Annotated in this window: 18 protein-coding genes and 1 tRNA gene; 11 read left to right on the top strand and 8 right to left on the bottom strand. The window is 41.5% G+C overall.

Features of this window, described 5'->3' with window-relative positions; translation table 11 throughout:
• Nucleotides 1-10 precede the first annotated feature (10 nt).
• Nucleotides 11-451 carry a hypothetical protein gene (locus AAAH86_RS05700; protein ID WP_343486553.1) on the top strand — a complete coding sequence of 147 codons (441 nt, stop codon included), beginning with the start codon at nt 11-13 and terminating at the stop codon, nt 449-451.
• An 84-nt stretch (nt 452-535) separates the two neighbouring features.
• Here AAAH86_RS05700 and murA read toward each other — a convergent pair whose 3' ends face one another.
• From murA to AAAH86_RS05715, 3 genes are all read right to left on the bottom strand, one after another.
• Nucleotides 536-1,843, bottom strand: a complete 1,308-nt coding sequence (gene murA, locus AAAH86_RS05705; RefSeq protein ID WP_343486554.1) for a UDP-N-acetylglucosamine 1-carboxyvinyltransferase — start codon at nt 1,841-1,843, stop codon at nt 536-538.
• A 16-nt stretch (nt 1,844-1,859) separates the two neighbouring features.
• Nucleotides 1,860-2,507, bottom strand: a complete 648-nt coding sequence (locus tag AAAH86_RS05710) for a DUF4290 domain-containing protein (RefSeq protein ID WP_343486555.1) — start codon at nt 2,505-2,507, stop codon at nt 1,860-1,862.
• Nucleotides 2,508-2,593: 86 nt separating this feature from the next.
• On the bottom strand, nt 2,594-2,881 hold the full coding sequence (locus tag AAAH86_RS05715) for a DUF493 family protein (protein WP_343486556.1): 288 nt from the start codon (nt 2,879-2,881) through the stop codon (nt 2,594-2,596).
• 85 nt (nt 2,882-2,966) lie between these two features.
• On the opposite strand from AAAH86_RS05715, the gene AAAH86_RS05720 reads away from it, so the two are divergent.
• The 5 genes from AAAH86_RS05720 (at nt 2,967) to AAAH86_RS05740 (ending at nt 7,502) form a co-directional block, all read left to right on the top strand.
• On the top strand, nt 2,967-3,530 hold the full coding sequence (locus tag AAAH86_RS05720; protein WP_343486557.1) for an ATP-binding protein: 564 nt from the start codon (nt 2,967-2,969) through the stop codon (nt 3,528-3,530).
• A gap of 1 nt (nt 3,531) precedes the next feature.
• Nucleotides 3,532-5,427 carry a RecQ family ATP-dependent DNA helicase gene (locus AAAH86_RS05725; RefSeq protein ID WP_343486558.1) on the top strand — a complete coding sequence of 632 codons (1,896 nt, stop codon included), beginning with the start codon at nt 3,532-3,534 and terminating at the stop codon, nt 5,425-5,427.
• Nucleotides 5,405-6,376, top strand: coding sequence for a methionyl-tRNA formyltransferase (gene fmt, locus AAAH86_RS05730; protein WP_343486560.1), 972 nt, complete (start codon nt 5,405-5,407; stop codon nt 6,374-6,376). The genes AAAH86_RS05725 and fmt overlap by 23 nt, the downstream gene beginning before the upstream one ends.
• A gap of 176 nt (nt 6,377-6,552) precedes the next feature.
• Complete coding sequence (locus tag AAAH86_RS05735) at nt 6,553-6,825, top strand: HU family DNA-binding protein (protein WP_343486561.1); 273 nt, start codon at nt 6,553-6,555, stop codon at nt 6,823-6,825.
• A 116-nt stretch (nt 6,826-6,941) separates the two neighbouring features.
• Complete coding sequence (locus tag AAAH86_RS05740) at nt 6,942-7,502, top strand: YqgE/AlgH family protein (RefSeq protein ID WP_343486562.1); 561 nt, start codon at nt 6,942-6,944, stop codon at nt 7,500-7,502.
• Here AAAH86_RS05740 and AAAH86_RS05745 read toward each other — a convergent pair.
• Both AAAH86_RS05745 and AAAH86_RS05750 read right to left on the bottom strand, forming a co-directional pair.
• Nucleotides 7,499-8,344, bottom strand: coding sequence for an aminotransferase class IV (locus AAAH86_RS05745; RefSeq protein WP_343486563.1), 846 nt, complete (start codon nt 8,342-8,344; stop codon nt 7,499-7,501). The genes AAAH86_RS05740 and AAAH86_RS05745 overlap by 4 nt on opposite strands.
• Before the next feature lie 54 nt (nt 8,345-8,398).
• A complete protein-coding gene (locus AAAH86_RS05750) occupies nt 8,399-8,782 on the bottom strand; it encodes an START-like domain-containing protein (protein ID WP_343486564.1) in 384 nt (127 codons plus the stop codon).
• Nucleotides 8,783-9,047: 265 nt separating this feature from the next.
• Between AAAH86_RS05750 and AAAH86_RS05755 the strand changes: the two genes are divergently transcribed.
• The 5 genes from AAAH86_RS05755 (at nt 9,048) to AAAH86_RS05775 (ending at nt 12,690) form a co-directional block, all read left to right on the top strand.
• A tRNA-Met gene (locus AAAH86_RS05755) sits at nt 9,048-9,121 on the top strand.
• 15 nt (nt 9,122-9,136) lie between these two features.
• Nucleotides 9,137-9,403: a GIY-YIG nuclease family protein gene (locus AAAH86_RS05760; protein WP_343486565.1), complete on the top strand. Its 267-nt coding sequence runs from the start codon at nt 9,137-9,139 to the stop codon at nt 9,401-9,403.
• A gap of 194 nt (nt 9,404-9,597) precedes the next feature.
• Nucleotides 9,598-10,005, top strand: a complete 408-nt coding sequence (locus tag AAAH86_RS05765) for a hypothetical protein (RefSeq protein ID WP_343486566.1) — start codon at nt 9,598-9,600, stop codon at nt 10,003-10,005.
• A gap of 97 nt (nt 10,006-10,102) precedes the next feature.
• Nucleotides 10,103-12,016 (top strand): DUF294 nucleotidyltransferase-like domain-containing protein, encoded by a 1,914-nt coding sequence (locus AAAH86_RS05770; protein ID WP_343486567.1) that lies wholly within the window; start codon nt 10,103-10,105, stop codon nt 12,014-12,016.
• 14 nt (nt 12,017-12,030) lie between these two features.
• Nucleotides 12,031-12,690 (top strand): 3'-5' exonuclease, encoded by a 660-nt coding sequence (locus AAAH86_RS05775; RefSeq protein WP_343486568.1) that lies wholly within the window; start codon nt 12,031-12,033, stop codon nt 12,688-12,690.
• Here the strand turns inward: AAAH86_RS05775 and acs are convergent.
• Genes acs through AAAH86_RS05790 form a run of 3 tightly spaced genes read right to left on the bottom strand, consistent with a single transcriptional unit; the run spans nt 12,687 to nt 17,687 of the window.
• Nucleotides 12,687-14,594 carry an acetate--CoA ligase gene (gene acs / locus AAAH86_RS05780; protein ID WP_343486569.1) on the bottom strand — a complete coding sequence of 636 codons (1,908 nt, stop codon included), beginning with the start codon at nt 14,592-14,594 and terminating at the stop codon, nt 12,687-12,689. The two genes, AAAH86_RS05775 and acs, sit on opposite strands and share 4 nt — an antisense overlap.
• A gap of 40 nt (nt 14,595-14,634) precedes the next feature.
• On the bottom strand, nt 14,635-15,003 hold the full coding sequence (locus AAAH86_RS05785; protein ID WP_343486570.1) for a response regulator: 369 nt from the start codon (nt 15,001-15,003) through the stop codon (nt 14,635-14,637).
• Nucleotides 15,000-17,687 (bottom strand): ATP-binding protein, encoded by a 2,688-nt coding sequence (locus tag AAAH86_RS05790; RefSeq protein ID WP_343486571.1) that lies wholly within the window; start codon nt 17,685-17,687, stop codon nt 15,000-15,002. Before AAAH86_RS05790 ends, AAAH86_RS05785 begins: the two co-directional genes overlap by 4 nt.
• Nucleotides 17,688-17,848 lie beyond the last annotated feature (161 nt).

Here is a 17,848-nt window from a genome sequence, read left to right on the forward strand (position 1 = left end):
TACGATGGTTATGAGACTAACAAAATTTTATTTCTTGATTTTTGCGGCAGTTACAGTAGCAACCTTTGTTGGCTGTAGTAATGACGACGACACGATGGCCCAAGTGAGGGTGAATGGTGTGGTATTCGATAATGGTGATGATTTCAACGGGGACGTTGATGGCGATTTCACAGGAAATGGTGGAAGTGCTACCAGAACCTTCGTTTGGTTGAACAACTTGACCAGGGCAGATTATAATGCTGACATTACTGCCACTGCCGAAGGTACTTTTAACATGACAGTTTTGGATGCCGATGGCAATACCGTTTTGAACAGGTCATTGAATGGTGACGTTGAACCGGATTCTTTTTCAGGTGTAACCGATGCGGGAGCTTCCGGAGTCTGGTCGGTAACGATAACTGTTGACTCTTTCAATGGGGATGGAAGTTTTTCATTGAGCGAAGGTGACTAGAAAAAATGTATGACCAAAAAAAGTTGGGCCCAGAAAACTGAAATTCTGGGCTTTTTTATTTTAGGAATCACTGAAAAAGAGTGTTTAAACCCGCTCAATTTTAGCCCCGATGGCCCTCAACCGCTCATCTATATTTTCATAACCCCTATCAATCTGTTCGATATTATGAATGGTAGAAGTTCCTTTGGCAGAAAGTGCCGCAATCAAAAGCGATACCCCAGCACGGATATCAGGAGAGGTCATTGTCGTCGCCTTAAGAGTCGATTTAAAATCATGGCCGATGACCGTTGCCCTGTGCGGGTCGCACAGAATAATTTTTGCGCCCATATCCAACAACTTATCCACAAAAAACAGGCGGCTTTCAAACATTTTTTGGTGAATGACCACCTCGCCCTTTGCTTGGGTCGCCACAACCAATAATATGCTCAACAAATCGGGTGTCAAGCCTGGCCATGGGGCGTCGGCAATGGTCATGATCGATCCATCTATATAGTTTTGTATTTGATAGCCATTGTCATGTCTGGGGATATGAATGTCGTCGCCTTGCTTTTCCAACTGAATGCCCAACCTACGAAACGCATTGGGTATCTGACCCAAATCAGCCCAACTCACATTTTTAATGGTCAACTCGCTTCGGGTCATGGCGGCCAGCCCCACCCAACTTCCGATTTCAATCATATCTGGCAGCATGGTGTGTTCAGTGCCCCCCAAACTTGGTACGCCTTCAATGGTCAGCAAATTTGAGCCAATGCCCTCAATTTTGGCCCCCATACGCACCAACATCTTGCAAAGCTGCTGCAGATAGGGCTCACATGCTGCATTATAAATCGTGGTCGTTCCTTCGGCAAGCACCGCAGCCATAACAATATTGGCGGTACCGGTCACAGAAGCCTCATCTAAAAGCATATAGGTTCCCATGAGCTTTTCAGCCTCTACACCATAGAAATATTCTTCTCTGTTATAGCGGAATTTTGCGCCGAGCTTTATGAATCCCTCAAAATGGGTGTCAAGTCGGCGGCGACCGATTTTATCCCCGCCTGGCTTGGGAATATAACCCTTACCAAAGCGGGCCAGAAGCGGGCCCACCAACATTATAGAACCACGAAGTCCACGCCCATCTTTTTTAAATTTATCGGATTGTAGGTAGTTGATATCGACATCATCTGCTTTGAATGAATAGGAACCTTTGCCCTTCTTCTGAACTTTTACCCCTAAATCTTTGAGCAACTCAATGAGTTTGTTTACGTCAACGATATCCGGTATGTTGTGAATCGTAATTTCATCTGGCGTAAGCAAAACGGCACAGAGTATCTGAAGTGCTTCATTTTTAGCTCCTTGAGGCATGATTTCTCCGCTGAGCTGATGCCCTCCTTCAATCCTAAAAGTTCCCATTTATATACTGAAAGGTTTAATGGCGTTTTTTTCGATTGCCGCGATTGCTCTTCTTGTGGTTGTTGCTGCGATTTGATTTTTGGGTTCGGCCTCTTAAAAACTGATTGCTTTCAGTCAAATTCTCTCCATCTGGGGCCAAATCGATTTCACCATTGCTCAATTCTTTTAGGTGCTCAAAGATAACAGCGTCTTCTACACTGTCTTTGTTCCAGTTCAGGTAGCATTTTTTCATGTGGTTGGCAATGGCATATTCGAGGCCATCACGCATATCGCCTTTTTCCCATTTCACCGCAACATCGATCATACGTTTGATGTTGTTGCCGTAAAAGCGATATTTTGGGTGGTTTTGTGGATAATCCAACGGTTCAGGGCGTTGTTGCAATACCTCTTTTGAGGTAATTGGAAAGGGAGAATCAACATCCAGCTTAAAATCAGACATGATGAAAAGTTGGTCCCATAGTTTATGTTGAAAATCGGGCACATCCCTTAGATGGGGTTGAAGGTTGCCCATAACACTGACAATGGCCTTTGCCACTCGATTGCGTTCTTCTCTGTCTTCAATGCCCACGGCATGGTCGACCATTTTTTGAAAGTGCCTACCGTATTCGGGTATATGCAATTGAGGCCTTTCGGTATTGTACTCTAGGTTTTCTACTGAATTCAAATTCGGAAAGTTTTAAAAATTAAAGCTGAAGCGTGCTTTTCAATAACGGTCGCAAAATACTAAAATTATAGGGGCCAGACATCCTTTTACAACGAAATTACCCCTTCTACCTGCCCAACTTCTTTATATTTTTTGATGACCTCGTCAGGATTTTTAACATTTACGGTCACTGAAATGCTGGTGTAGTTCCCGTTTTTTGATTTCTTTGATTGAATGACAGCACCCATGTTATCAAAGATGTCGTTGATTTTCTTGATTTTGGAAGCATCTGTCGGAACAATGAACTTATAAAGATAATCAGAGGGCCAGTCGGTGTTTTCAAGCAATTGTTGTTTCAATCTTTTGTAAAAATCCTCAGGTTTCTCTTTGTCCATTCCGCTTTTCTTACAAAGATATAAGTTAGGGTGCAATTTTTATTCCTACCCGCTATTTTATTATTTTGTAATCAAATAAAGATTGTTGGGCTTAAGAAAAATTGTTGTTACAGGGGCACCGGGCACTGGAAAAACTTCGGTCATAGATGCGCTCGAAAATAAAGGCCACCATTGTTTTCACGAAATCATACGCAGTATGACGGCCCGGGCAAGAAGTAGCGACTCCTCAAAACCACAAATCAGCAATCCCCTTGCTTTTGTTGATGACCCCTATAAATTCAACCAAGTGCTCTTGCAAGGTAGGCTCAAGCATTTTCAGATGGCCGAAGAACTGGGTTTGGAAACGTGTTTTTTTGATAGGGGCATGCCCGACGTGCTAGCCTATATGGACTTTTTTCATCAGGAATATGGACAAGATTTTATCGACACTTGTGAAAAAAATAAGTACGATGCCATATTCATTTTACCGCCATGGAAAGACATCTACACCACCGATCATGAACGCTTGGAAAGCTATGAACAGGCCGAAGAGTTGCACGAACATCTTCTGAACACTTATAGGCGTTTTGGGTATCAACCGATTGTAGTGCCCAAAGGTAATGTTGAATCAAGGGTGAACTTCATACTAGACCATCTAAATTGCATTTAGTATGGCCACACCCAAAGAACTCTTGAAAAATCACTGGGGCCATGATGATTTCAAAGGATCCCAAGAAAAAATAATCACTACCCTGCTTGAAGGCAGGGATTGTTTGGCACTCATGCCCACTGGGGGCGGAAAATCACTGTGCTTTCAAATTCCTGCAATGGCGAAGGAAGGATTATGCGTCGTCTTCTCTCCCTTGGTCGCATTGATCCAAAATCAGGTAGACGAACTGAAGAAAAAAGGCATAAAAGCTGTGGCATTGGTGGGCGGGCTATCGTTTGAAGACGTGAACAATCTATTGGATAACTGTCAGTTCGGCGGATATAAATTTTTATACCTATCCCCCGAAAGATTGCAGCAGTCCATGGTACAAGAACGTCTGCAAGAAATGAACATCAACCTGATCGCCATTGATGAGGCGCATTGCATTTCGCAGTGGGGCCATGATTTTCGCCCCGCATATCTCAACTGTTCCGCACTGCGTACTTTGAAGCCCGATGTGCCCATTGTTGCCCTGACGGCCACGGCAACGAAAACCACGATAGCTGACATTGTGGAACAATTACAACTGGATGATCCGTTCATCGCCAAAGATTCGTTCGAACGAAAAAATTTAATGCTCTCGGCAAAATCTGTTCAAGACAAGCGATACCAGCTGGCACTGGCATTAAAGGTCAATGAAAGTTCAATAGTATATGTTCGGACACGAAAAAACACCGAAATCTTGAGCAAGTTCTTGATGGACCAAGGTTTGAAAGCCGATTTTTTCCATGGTGGATTGGATTCACATTCAAAAAAGAAAAAGCTGGATGCGTGGTTGCGGGAAGAAACAAAAATCATGGTGGCCACCAATGCATTTGGCATGGGCATCGATAAAAGCGATGTGCGCACAGTGGTTCATTATCAATTGGCCAACAGCATTGAAGATTATTTTCAAGAAATCGGCAGGGCCGGCAGGGATGGCCAACCCGCCAATGTATTGCTGTTATACAACGAGGAGGATTTGTCACAAGCAAAAAGACAATTTTTAGACACGCTGCCCGACAGCACCTTTCTCAAAAAACTCTATCGCAAGCTCAACACTTTTTTTCAAATTCCGTATGGTGGGGGGCACAATGAACAATTCGATTTTCACTTTCAGGAGTTCTGCAAGCGGTATCGATTGAACTCTCTTTTGGCATACAACGGTTTGAAGTTACTGGATCAAAATTCGGTCATTTCACTTTCAGAAAATTTTAATAGAAAAAGTACGCTTCGCTTCTTGGCGGGCAAAGACCGCCTTTTTAAGTATCTGGAAGAAAATCCATCCATGGTCAACATCACACAGACCGTATTGCGAACCTATGGCGGTGTCTTTGACTTTGATGTGAACATCAACCTGCAATTGATTTCAAAAAAATCAGGTGCCAGTGAAGATGAAATACTCCGTACTCTTGAACGACTTCAAAATGATGGCATCATCACCTTTGATGTAAGCAAAAGTGACTTGACCCTGACTTTTTTGGTGCCTCGTGAAGATGACCGAACCATCAACACTTTTGCTGAAAGCATCAAAAAGCTCAACAGACAAAAGTACGAGCGGTTAAAAAAAATGCTTGAGTATGCCCAAAACGACAAAATCTGCCGAAGCGTTTTCTTATTGAACTATTTTGGTGAAAGCAACCTCAAAGACTGTGGCAAATGCGATATTTGTCGCAGTAAATTTGCAATTGACAAAGACAGCAGGGAGGTCATCAAGAAAGATGTGCTACGAATCATCAAAAAAAACTCGTTGAACTCAAAAGAACTGGTGTCACGACTGAACCACGACGAGACGGATATTTTAAACGCGCTAAAAGAATTGCTTGAAGACGAACGTATCGTACTAAATGAAATCAATGCCTACCAAATCAAAAAATAGCAAAAGAGACCTTCGAATCGTTTTTATGGGCACCCCTGACTTCGCCGTTAAGGGGTTGGATGTCTTGCTCAACAATGGCTATCAGGTTGTTGGCGTCATCACGGCTCCCGATAGGCCCGCCGGCAGGGGCCATCAACTAAACGAATCTGCCGTAAAAAAATATGCGCTCAAAAACGGATTGACCATTCTACAGCCCACCAATTTGAAAGATGCAGCATTCTTAGAGCAATTAAAATCACTGAATGCGAATTTGTTTGTCGTTGTTGCTTTCAGGATGTTGCCCATGGCGGTATGGCAAATGCCGGAGTATGGCACTTTCAACCTTCACGCATCATTGTTGCCGCAATATCGAGGCGCGGCACCCATCAATTGGGCCATTATCAATGGGGAAACCGAAACTGGCGTGACCACTTTTTTCATCGATGAAAAAATAGACACCGGTGAAATCATCCTTCAAGAAAAAACAGCTATAGGTTCAAAAGAGACTGCGGGTGAACTACATGATAGATTGATGCAGCTCGGTGCTGAACTTATCGTAAAAACAGTACAGTTGATTGAAACCGATACTGTACAAGTTATTCCACAGTCTGGGCATGGTGATCTGAAGCCCGCCCCAAAAATTGATAAGGAAACCTGCAACATTGATTGGAATGCTGACATCAAAGCCATTTTCAACCATATTCGCGGGCTAAGCCCCTACCCCACTGCGTGGACCATTTTGGTCAATGGCGATGAAGAAATCTCCATGAAAATTTATGAGGTCGATATGAAAGCAATTGACCATGATGACCCTGTTGGCAAAGTACATTTAGAAAACCGCGCCATGAAAGTGGCTGTGAAGGGCGGATTCATTTACTTGAAAAAAGTGCAACTTCAAGGAAAAAGGATGATGCCCATCGAAGATGTCTTGAACGGTTTTAGAGCTTCAGAAAGCATTTGTGTGCGCTAAAGGCGCATCATCATTGGGCTGACGAAATTTGTTAAATTCTGTTGTGTTTATCAACAAACCCTTTAAGTTATTAACAAAAACGCTGATTTCCCTTGATTTTACTTGCGTCGCAGGCAAATCCATATAAATTTGTCCAGCATTAATATTATATTAACAACAATTAATTTAATTCCATTATGAACAAAACAGAATTAATCGATGCAATGGCTGCCGATGCTGGCATCACCAAAGCAGCTGCAAAAAAGGCATTGGAATCTTTCTTGGGCAACGTAGAGGGATCGCTTAAAAAAGGAAATAGAGTTTCTTTGGTAGGTTTTGGCTCTTGGTCTGTTTCTAGAAGAAATGCAAGAGAAGGTAGAAACCCACAAACTGGGCAGACTATCAAAATTGCTGCTAAAAATGTAGTAAAGTTTAAAGCTGGTGCTGATTTGGCAGATGCTGTGAACTAAATCATCCCACTTGAAGATATTTTGAAAGCATCCCTCGGTTTGGGATGCTTTTTTTATGGCCCACTTTTGTGGTTAAAAGATATTGTGTTACATTTAATTGAAACAATTTTCTAATAATGGTCGAAGCCGTACCAGAAAAAGGGAAACTTTTGATTGCCGAACCTACACTGACAGGTGATGTCTCTTTCAACCGTTCAGTCGTGTTATTGGCAGAGCATAACGAACAAGGCTCCGTCGGATTCATCTTGAACAAACCCCTTGAATACAATATTGGTGACTTGGTTTCTGAAATAAAGGCCCCATTCAAGGTCTTCAATGGCGGGCCTGTAGAACAAGATAATCTTTACTTTATCCACAAAGTACCCCAACTCATTGAAGATAGTGTAGAAATTGCTGATGGAATCTACTGGGGAGGTGATTTTGAAAAGACCATAGAGCTTATCAACTCAGGTACCATTACAGAAAATGACATTCGCTTTTTTCTTGGTTATTCAGGATGGGACTCCCTGCAACTTGACCAAGAGCTCCTGTCTAAATCTTGGGTCGTCGTCAACAATGAATACCAGAGTGACCTCATACAAAAACCGGTCAATGCCTTTTGGAAAGAAAAAATGGTGGAATTGGGCGGTGATTACCTCATCTGGTCCAATGCTCCTGAAAACCCAGGATTGAATTAGGCCAATCGCGCCGCCGCATTCAACTTACCAATGAATTTTTTCGACACCTCGCTTGAAAACTCTTTCTTTCGATATTTTGTAAAAGGTTGTATACCTACCACCACATTGGTCAAAAACAGCTCATCTGCTTTTTGAAGTTCAAATGGTGATATGCTTTCTTCCAACAACTCGTATACATCATCACGTTCAATGATCTGCATCAATTTTTTTCGTAAAACACCGTCAAGGCATCCATCTTTAAGGGGGGGTGTTTTTACGGTAGTGCCATTGACCAAAAATATATTGCCGTTGATGGCTTCGACCACTTGTTTTGAGCCGTTGAGAAGCATGCAATTGTCATAATCGTTTTCAGTTGCAAATACCCCTGCCACTACATTGATGATTTTATTGGTTGTCTTGAGATTTGACAGCATATCAGCGTTGACATAATAATCTTTGAACAATTCAACCTCATAGGCCGCTTCTGATAAAATGTAAAATGGAGAATCTAACTTCTTTACCTCAATGACATAAGAGACATCATTGGTTGCCGGGGTATAAAGGCCACCGTCTTTTCTAAAAACCGTAAGCCTCACCCTGCAAGGCTCATTGGAACAATCGTTTGAATCTACTGTTTTCAAAATCTCATCCTGCAGAAATTCCAACGTAAACTCCATGGGGATTTCCATCCGCAGAACCCGCATTGATGCCATCAAACGAAAATAATGGTCTTCCCAAAAATAGATAGCTCCGTTGACCACTCGAAGAGTCTCAAAAACCGCATCGCCATATTTGAGACCACGGTTCTGGTGGTTTAAAAATGTACTGTCCTCAGAAAGTAGGTTACCGTTAAAATTGACCATAAAAAAATCCCGATGTTATCGGGATCAAAGATACACCTTCACATGCTTACAGCCTTAGGTCGACCCCAATACATGTTTTAAATCGGCAATCTGGTTTTCCCAGAGCATTTTGGCCTCATCTACCTCGTCTTCTTCAGCAAAATCAGTGATGAACAACGAAACATCCTTGGTGATTTCATCGACAATGATCCGCATTTCAAAATAGCTGTCGTCTTCATTTTCTTCCCAAGCAAACCGAACAAATTCATCACTCTTTCGCTTGAGCATTTTTGCGGTCTCTTCAGAACCGTCCCAAATGAAACTAAACTTCTCTCCCCTAGAATTTACATTGTCGGCAAACCACTCTGACAAGCCTGATGGCGTTGAGATGTATTGGTACAACATCTGTGGAGAAGATTGGATAACGAATTCGATTTCAAATTTTATTTTGTCGCCCATGGGCCGAGTGCTTTTGTTTGTTGTGTTTTTATGAAACGTCAATATAAAGAAATAAAAACCAAATAAACAACCCGATCTGTTTTGACTTTCTGATCAGGAAATCTTTTCTCTAATTTTGATTCGGCGAAAATTAACGATTATATTTGCACCCGCTTAAAGCCATGCGGCGAGGTATCCGCCTTGGGCGGAGCAGGATTCATATCCGCCAGAGGCGGACGGGATTCAAGTCGAAAGACAAATAGACGAAATTGACATCACAATATTTGGCGAGGTAGCTCAGGTGGTTAGAGCGCAGGATTCATAACCCTGAGGTCGGGGGTTCAAGTCCCCCTCTCGCTACAAAAGCCCCTCATTATGAGGGGCTTTTTTGTTATGGAAGAACACCTTGTTTATATAATGTATTCCGAAAAATCCGATGTCTTCTACAAAGGATATACCACGGATTTGATACAACGATTCAAATCACACAATGAGCTGGCCACCAAGGGCTACACCTTAAAGCACAGACCTTGGAAAGTCGTTCATGTTGAATTCTTCGATTCTGAAAAAGAGGCAAAAAAGCGGGAAACTTTTTTCAAATCAGGTATCGGCAGAAAGTGGATTCGCAAGAATTTTGGCTGAGCGCAGGATTCATATCCGCCAGAGGCGGACAAGAGTTCAAGTCCCCCTCTCGCTACAAAAGCCCGGTTTTTTGCCCGGGGTTTTTCTTTTCTATATCACCACTATCTACTTCAAGGCTAATTATTTGTTAATTGGCCACCTGTCGATTTTCAAATCAAAAAAAGTAAGTAATTTCGCCGCCTTAATTTTTTAGGATGGATTGTTTGGAACTGAATCCCATCGATGATTTTTCTAAATGGGAAGAAGATTATGTTGAGGAATTAAATTCGCTGGAATTCAAAGAAACCTTGGGAAATAGGCTTTTATTTGAAGATAAAACCGTAAAACTTTGGGACTTAAAGCTTGAACCCGGGCAACGCATGCCCTTTTTACGGCACAATAAGAATTTTTCATGGATATCAGAAACCAATGCCGTACTAAAGAGTCGATTTGGCAATGGTAAGATTACCTTGATTCGTGTCGGCAAGGGCGACACTGAATATTTTGAACACGCAGAAAAGAACTACATCAATGATTTGGAAAATCTGGGTGATACATCAGCGATATTCAAAATTTTAGAGTATAAGCAGGCCTTTCATGACATGCTTCCTATTCTTAACTAGCATGATTACATGTTTTGATTTGACGGAAGCTAATCTTTAAGCTGTCGGCTTTTATCATCTTCTTCGTTATTTCCGCCAATTCTTTTTAATTTGAAGCATGCAGAATACCATCTCTTTTCGAATTGCCGATTTTTTAAAAAGATATCCTCCTTTTTCCAACTTGACAAAAGTAGAGCTTGAGACTTTGTCTGAAGAAGTTTCAATTGTATACAAAGAAAAGGACAGTTTGGTTTTCGAAATCGATGAAACTGCCCACCCTCATTTTTATGTCGTTCACAAAGGTGCCGTCGCACTTTGGAATGATAGCGAAAAAAGCATTTTAGACCTTTGCGATGAAGGTGACATTTTTGGCCTCAGGCCACTCATGGCAAATGAAAATTATAGGCTGATGGCAAAAACAGAGGAGGAAACCATACTGTATGCTATACCAATAGAAAAATTTCATCCCTACATAAAAGAAAATGAAAGAGTTGCCAATTTTTTGGTGGAAAGCTTTGCTTCAAACACTAGAAATCCTTACGATGAGAGTAACAAGGGACAATTGTTGGGCAACATAAATTTTGACGCAAACGCCGATTCTCGGCTGCTAGACCTACAAAGTGTTGACTTTTCAAAAGAAGTGGTGTCAGAAGATGAGAATAGCACGATAAAAGCCATTGCACAAACGATGACATCAAAGGGCATTGGTGCCGTACTTATCGAAAAAGGGGGATTACCCGCAGGCATAATCACTGATAAGGATTTACGAAACAAAATTGCCACGGGGCAACACCCTATCAATGCCAAGGCAAAAACCATTATGTCATCTCCGGTCATTACCTATCCAGCAAAACTCACCATCACACAGGCACAAATGGCCATGATGAAGAATAATATAAGCCATTTGATATTGACCGAAGATGGTACCATCAATACCAAAGCCATAGGCATTTTATCAAAGCATGATATCATGCTCTCTCTTGGAAACAATCCCGCAGTACTTGTGAAGGCCATAAAACGGAGCAAAAATGTAGAGGCTATCAAGTCGTTGCGAAAAGGGGTGATGAACTTGCTACGAGGTTATCTTGAACAGAACATTCCAATGGCTTTGACTTCGAAAATCATTACAGAGCTCAATGATGTCTGTATCAAAAAAGTTGTGGAGCTTTCATTGCAGAGAATGGACTCTGAACCACCCGTAAAGTTTGCATGGTTGGCGATGGGAAGCCAAGGAAGAAGCGAACAGTTACTGCATACCGACCAAGACAATGCATTACTTTTTGAAGACGTACCAAAGAACAAGTTTGATGAGACCCAAGGCTATTTTTTAAAACTGGCAAAGCACATCACCAGTGGGCTCAATACCATCGGCTATGAATTTTGCCCTGCAGATATGATGGGATCTAACCCAAAATGGTGCAATAGCCTTTCTGGATACAGAAAAATGACCTCAAAGTGGGTTATGAACCCAGGAAAAGATGAGATTTTACTGTCAACAATTTTCTTCGATTATAGCAGGGCCTATGGTGATAAAGAGCTGGTCTTTGATCTGTCAAAACATATTGTTGATACCATCAAAAAATACCCCATCTTTTTAAGTCATCTAGCGGCTAATGCACTTGCCAACCCCTCTCCTACGGGTTTTTTCAGACAATTCTTGGTTGAGCAAGATGGTCAACATAAAGATTTTTTCGATTTGAAAAAACGTGCGTTGATGCCCTTGATTGATGCGGCGAGGGTATTGATCCTGTCGCACAATGTAACCGACATCAGTAACACATGGGAACGTTTTGAAAAATTGGCAATGCTTGAACCCAACAATGCAGAAATATACATCGCGTGCAGCTACGCCTGCAAAGCGCTTCTCAAATTCAGAACCAAACAAGGGTTACAGCAAAACGATTCAGGCCAATTCATCAATTTAGAGCAGCTTGGCAAAGAAGAAAAAATGAAACTCAAGCGAACTTTTAAGACCATTAAAGAAATTCAGGGCCTTTTGAACATTCGTTTTATGGTTTCTCGGGTCAGATGAAGAATATGGCTTCTATGAAAAACAACCTGGCTGAATTCTGGAAAAGCTATGAAGCTTCCTTTAAAAAAGGACTTTCAAAAAATATACCCGAAGTTTCCTTTGTGGTATTCGATACTGAAACCACTGGTTTTGACTTAAAAAAGGATCGGATTTTGAGCATCGGTGCCCTAAAAATCCAAAATGGAACCATAAAGGCAAAAGAGGCTTTTGAGGTTTTCTTGGACCAACTGACCTTTGATGCAAAGACAGTTCAAATCCATGGGATATTGAAAAAAGAAAAAAGCATACAAATAACTGAAATAGAAGGACTTAAAAGACTACTGGGTTTTGTGGAGAATGCCGTTCTTGTTGCCCACCATGTTCGCTTTGATGTAGGTATGATCAACAGTGCACTTCGACGACACAATCTGCCAAAATTGTTGAATCCCAAATTGGATACTTCTGTACTCTACAATAAAAGTCTTCCTAAATCAAAAAGAAAAGCGCAAGGGCACTACAGTCTAGACGAACTTGCCGAAGAATTTCACATATCGAAGACGGATCGGCATACGGCTTTGGGGGATGCCTATATCACTGCCATAGCTTTTTTGCATATTCTTGAAAAACTAAAACCTGCCAGTCTAAATGAACTGTTGAAGAAAGACAAGTTTTGGGAGTTCTGGAAGTATCTTTAGAGGGCCTCTTTCATGATTTGTTCTACAACCTCAGGGTTGAGCAATGTAGAGGTATCGCCAAGATTGGAGGTGTCTTTGGATGCAATTTTTCTAAGGATGCGCCGCATGATTTTTCCACTACGGGTTTTCGGAAGCCCGGGAACAAACTGAATTTTATTCAATTTGGCTATAGGTCCAATTTTATCGGAAATCTGTTGATTGATCTCTTTTCTCAGATTATCTCTGTCTCTTGTCTCACCCGTTTCTTTGAGAATGACATAACCGTAAAGGGCATTTCCCTTAACGTCGTGTGGAAAGCCTACAATAGCAGATTCTGCCACGGCAGGATGTTCGTTGATGGCATCCTCAATGGGTGCCGTGCCCAAATTATGGCCTGATACAATAATTACATCATCTACCCTACCCGTAATACGGTAATACCCCACCTCATCGCGAAGTGCACCATCCCCGGTAAAATACTTGTTTTTAAAGGCGGAAAAATAGGTGTCTTTATAGCGTTGATGATTTCCCCAGATGGTTCGTGCGATTGAGGGCCATGGAAATTTGATACAGAGCCTACCATCCGCAGGATTACCTTTTATTTCATTACCATTCTCGTCCATTAGGGCAGGTTGTACCCCCGGCATTGGCAAAGTTGCATAGGTAGGTTTGGTGGGCGTTGAAAACGGAATCGGTGAAATCAAGATTCCACCAGTTTCGGTCTGCCACCAAGTATCGACTATGGGAGATTTTTTCTCGCCCACATGGTCATTGTACCAGTGCCAGGCCTCTTCATTGATGGGTTCTCCCACGGTGCCCAATACTTTTAAGCTTGACAAGTCATATTTTGAAACAAAATCAAGATTTTCTTTCGCCAATGCGCGAATGGCCGTTGGTGCGGTATAAAATTGATTGATTTTGTGCTTTTCAACAATCTGCCAGAAACGACCAAAATCAGGATAAGAAGGTACGCCCTCGAACATCACCGTGGTCGCCCCATTGGCCAATGGGCCATACACGATATAGGAATGCCCCGTGATCCAACCGATATCGGCCGTGCACCAATAGATATCGTCTTCCCTATATTGAAAAACATTTTTAAAGGTATAGGCCGTGTAGACCATATAGCCAGCCGTTGTGTGCATCATACCCTTTGGCTTGCCTGTAGAACCTGAAGTATACAATATGAACAAGGGATCTTCTGCCTCCATGATTTCAGGCACACAATCGGCATAGGCTTTGTCAACTAAAGGTTGCAGCCACTCATCACGCCCGTCCTTCATCTTGATTTTAGAATCGATACGTTTTGCCACCAGCACGGTTTCCACATCTGGGCAATCATTTAGGGCTTCATCTACAATTGCTTTAAGGTCGATGGTCTTGTTACCACGGTAAGAACCATCAGATGTCAGCACCATTTTTGCCCCACAGTCATTGATTCGTGTGGCCAATGCAGTTGATGAAAATCCTGCAAAAACCACAGAGTGAATCGCTCCTATTCGGGCACATGCCAAAACCGAAATTGCCAATTCGGGAATCATCGGAAGGTAAATCACGACCCTATCCCCCTTTTTGATGCCTTTATCCTTAAGCACATTTGCCATACGGCAAACGCGCTCATGTAATTGATTGTAAGTGATGTGTTCGGCCTCTTCATTGGGGTCGTTTGGTTCAAAAAGAATCGCAGTTTTCTGACCTCTAATATGTCGATGCCTGTCAATACAATTCACGGTTATATTGAGCTGCGCGCCTTCAAACCATTTGATTTCAGGTTTGGTAAAGTCCCAGTCGAGTACCCTGTCCCACTTTTTAAGCCAGACAAAATGTTCTTCGGCGACCTCTTCCCAGAAGGCTTCGGGGTTACGAACTGACTTTCTATAGACTTGAAAATATTCTTCTAGATGTTTTATGTGATAATTACTCATAATACAGGTTTTTGTTCAGTTATTTGATATTCGATATATGCTATGCAATCATTGTTTCTACATTGTTCACCACTTTTTTAACTGAAAAAGGTTTGGCCATATAGCTATCAGCGCCAAGTTCAAGCCCTTTTTCGATATCTGCAGTTTTGCTCTTTGCCGAAATGAAAATTACTTTAGAATCTTTGAGCATATTGTTTGCTCTAAGCCTCTTCAAGGTTTCATATCCATCAAGTTTGGGCATCATAATGTCCAACAGAATGACATTTGGTATTTCCTTTTCGGCAATCTCAAGAGCTTCTGTACCGTCACGGGCAATGAACACTTCAAAATTTTTCTTTTTGAAGGCATACTCTAACGACATTACAATGTTCGGCTCGTCATCAACAATAAGTATCTTCTTCTTTTTCATTTTGTTTTAGGAATAGTAAATACCAATCGGGCGCCCTGCCTGAAATTCTTGTCAACCCATATCGAGCCATTATGGCCTTCAATGATTTTTTTGCAAATCGCCAAACCGAATCCACTGCCTTTTGGTTTTTTAATATTCTGGTTTTTAGATTGATAAAACTTTTCAAAAATATAATTTTGGTCTTCTACGGGAATACCCTTTCCATTATCTTCAACGGCAACAGAAATGGCATTTTTTTCTTCTTTCAGAAGAATTTTTATCACGCCTTTCTCTTCTTCGGTAAACTTCAAAGAATTCGACAACAGATTGGTCAAGACTTGTAAAATTCTATCCTCATCATAAAACCCTTCTAAATAGTCTTGCTCGACAAACTCAACTTGAATACGTTTTTTCGCAGCAATCTGTTCCACACCTTTTATCGCTTTGGTAATCGTGGCATTTATTTTACGGCTTCTGATATCCAGTTCAGCTCGGTTGCCCGAGAGTTTTTCCAAATCAAGAATATTGTGAATAAGGGCCTCTAGGCGGTCGGTATCATTACTGATGTTCTCTAAAAACTGTCTGCGCAATTCTTTGGGCATTTGCTCGTCTTCAAGTACTTCTGATGCAGCCTTTATTGAAGTTATCGGTGTCTTTAGCTCATGGGCCACAGTATCTAGAAAATCATCCTTGAGCTTGTCTTGCAGACGCAATTCTTCATTGGCTTCTTTCAATTGATTGGCCATTGTAGAAAGCTCTTCGGATTTTTCAACAAGTAATCTGTTGGTTGCCCTGGTCTCTTTGCTCTCTTCTAAAATATTCAATACCTCGACCAAACCAATGGGTTTTTCTTTAGATACCGATGAAAGCAGTATCTTGGCCGAAGCACTGCCAATACTACCAGTCAATAGCTTTTCTGAAAAATTGATCAGGCGGGCATCAGCTTTTTCTTCTGTTTCAGAGATGCTATACTTTCTGTTAAAGATATTTAGGGCTCTATCGGTTTTTGTCTCGCCCAAAAATCGGTTCAGCAACCGCTTGATATCAGCTACATAAGCTTCGCCTTTCCACACAAAAGCACCCTCTTGCAAGTTTTCATAGTTTTCATGGTGAACGAACATTTCTGCATAGTTGCGCTCACGATAGTCGCCCTTGGCCATCAACGAAAGACCAACGAATGAAAGTCCGTTAAATGCCAAACTCCACATAAAGGCATTGCTTTCAGGGGTCAAATAATCCAGTCCGAAAAATTGAGATGGTTTCAACCATGCGAAACCGAAGAGACCATCTTGTAACCATGAGGCTTCAGGCATGAAAACTTGACCGACAATAGGTAGAAGAAGGGTATAAAAAACGACGGCAAGGCCTACCATAATGCCTGTTTTTGCCGCTTTGGCCGTACCTCTTCTCCAAAAAAGCCCAAGAAAGAATGAAGGGGCCAGTTGGGATATGACAACAAAAGATATCAAGCCTATTGAATAAAGCGAAAGTTGTGCCGAAAAATTTATATAAAAAAGGTATGCCAGAATAATCAGGATAAAAATGGAAATACGCCTCATATTCTTGATGTTCTTGGCGTTTTCAATAGGATTTCCTTCCACCAGTTTTTTTATAAATCCGTATGGAATGATAATGTTGTTGCTGAGCATGGTCGATAAAGCAAGTGTGGAAACCACAATCATTGATATCACGGCAGAAAATCCTCCTATAAAAACCATCAGGCCCAACGCCCAATGCCCCTCTTGCAGAGGCAGCAACAATGTGTAATAATCATTGTTCACACTTGAGGGAAGATTGATATTGCCCGCCCAAGCGATAAAGATCACAAATACATTGAACAACAACAAATACAGGGGGAAAAGCCAAATGGCCTTTTTCAAATGTTTTTCGTTGTCATTTTCAACCACCGCTACATGAAATTGTCTCGGTAACAAAAAAATAGCAAAAAAGGAAAGGCAAATGGTAAAAATCCAATTGAAGCCATTTTCTACGCCGCCGAACGATGAAAGTTGTGCAAAACCTTCCATTTGAGAGGCCCTCACGTATAAATCGGTAGTACCATCAAACAAGTAATATGTAATGTAAATACCAATTACCAGAAAAAAAGAGAGTTTTAAAATAGATTCGAGGGCCACTGTGGCTATGATACCCTTTTTATGTTTTGAGGCATCAGTGGAAAGTGTTCCGAAAAAAGCAACAAAAATCGCAATGAGCAAAGCGATGTAAAAAGTAGAGTCGTCAAAAAAACCTTTTGAAACATAGTCGCTCTTTTCAGTCATTAAAGAAAACGTTTCAGAAACAGCCTTTAATTGCAGCGCGATATACGGAATGACCGCTATCAAACAGGTGACGGTGACGATGGCACCGATGGCCCTATTATTGCCATAGCGCATCGAGATGAAATCTGCAATACTGGATATTTTATGCTGTTTTGAAATACGAATTATCTTTCGCATCAAAACAATCCAAAGTGGTAAAGCAATGACCGGCCCGAGATAGATAGCCAAAAAACTGATGCCCGATTTTGAGGCGATACCCACACTGCCATAGTAGGTCCAAGCGGTACAATAAACCGCTAGGGAAAGTACATAAATATAGGGGTTGTTGACCCATCTACTGTTTCGGTGCTTTTCGGCAAAGAAGGCGAGTACGAAAAGTAATCCCAAATAGAAAACGATAATTGATACCAGAATGTAGTTACTCATAAAATCTTTTTAGGATGATGTAAGAAGCTACAATAGCAAAAAACCAACTCAAGAAAACAAAAACGTAAAATACCGGAAAGCCAAAGAGTTGATAATCCCCATCAAAAATCGAAACAAAGGGAACATTCCAAATAAGGAACAGTACCAAAGAAATTAGCAAC

The sequence above is a fragment of the Allomuricauda sp. d1 genome, assembly GCF_039592695.1.
In the GTDB taxonomy this organism is placed as follows: Bacteria; Bacteroidota; Bacteroidia; order Flavobacteriales; family Flavobacteriaceae; genus Flagellimonas_A.

Coding starts and splice junctions, on each gene's coding strand:
- AAAH86_RS05775 (WP_343486568.1), top strand. CDS start 12,031: ATGAAAAACAACCTGGCTGAATTCTGGAAAAGCTATGAAGCTTCCTTT.
- AAAH86_RS05750 (WP_343486564.1), bottom strand. CDS start 8,782: ATGGGCGACAAAATAAAATTTGAAATCGAATTCGTTATCCAATCTTCT.
- AAAH86_RS05785 (WP_343486570.1), bottom strand. CDS start 15,003: ATGAAAAAGAAGAAGATACTTATTGTTGATGACGAGCCGAACATTGTA.
- AAAH86_RS05770 (WP_343486567.1), top strand. CDS start 10,103: ATGCAGAATACCATCTCTTTTCGAATTGCCGATTTTTTAAAAAGATAT.
- AAAH86_RS05745 (WP_343486563.1), bottom strand. CDS start 8,344: ATGGTCAATTTTAACGGTAACCTACTTTCTGAGGACAGTACATTTTTA.
- AAAH86_RS05715 (WP_343486556.1), bottom strand. CDS start 2,881: ATGGACAAAGAGAAACCTGAGGATTTTTACAAAAGATTGAAACAACAA.
- AAAH86_RS05725 (WP_343486558.1), top strand. CDS start 3,532: ATGGCCACACCCAAAGAACTCTTGAAAAATCACTGGGGCCATGATGAT.
- fmt (WP_343486560.1), top strand. CDS start 5,405: ATGCCTACCAAATCAAAAAATAGCAAAAGAGACCTTCGAATCGTTTTT.
- AAAH86_RS05740 (WP_343486562.1), top strand. CDS start 6,942: ATGGTCGAAGCCGTACCAGAAAAAGGGAAACTTTTGATTGCCGAACCT.
- AAAH86_RS05735 (WP_343486561.1), top strand. CDS start 6,553: ATGAACAAAACAGAATTAATCGATGCAATGGCTGCCGATGCTGGCATC.
- murA (WP_343486554.1), bottom strand. CDS start 1,843: ATGGGAACTTTTAGGATTGAAGGAGGGCATCAGCTCAGCGGAGAAATC.
- acs (WP_343486569.1), bottom strand. CDS start 14,594: ATGAGTAATTATCACATAAAACATCTAGAAGAATATTTTCAAGTCTAT.
- AAAH86_RS05760 (WP_343486565.1), top strand. CDS start 9,137: ATGAGGGGCTTTTTTGTTATGGAAGAACACCTTGTTTATATAATGTAT.
- AAAH86_RS05790 (WP_343486571.1), bottom strand. CDS start 17,687: ATGAGTAACTACATTCTGGTATCAATTATCGTTTTCTATTTGGGATTA.
- AAAH86_RS05765 (WP_343486566.1), top strand. CDS start 9,598: ATGGATTGTTTGGAACTGAATCCCATCGATGATTTTTCTAAATGGGAA.
- AAAH86_RS05700 (WP_343486553.1), top strand. CDS start 11: ATGAGACTAACAAAATTTTATTTCTTGATTTTTGCGGCAGTTACAGTA.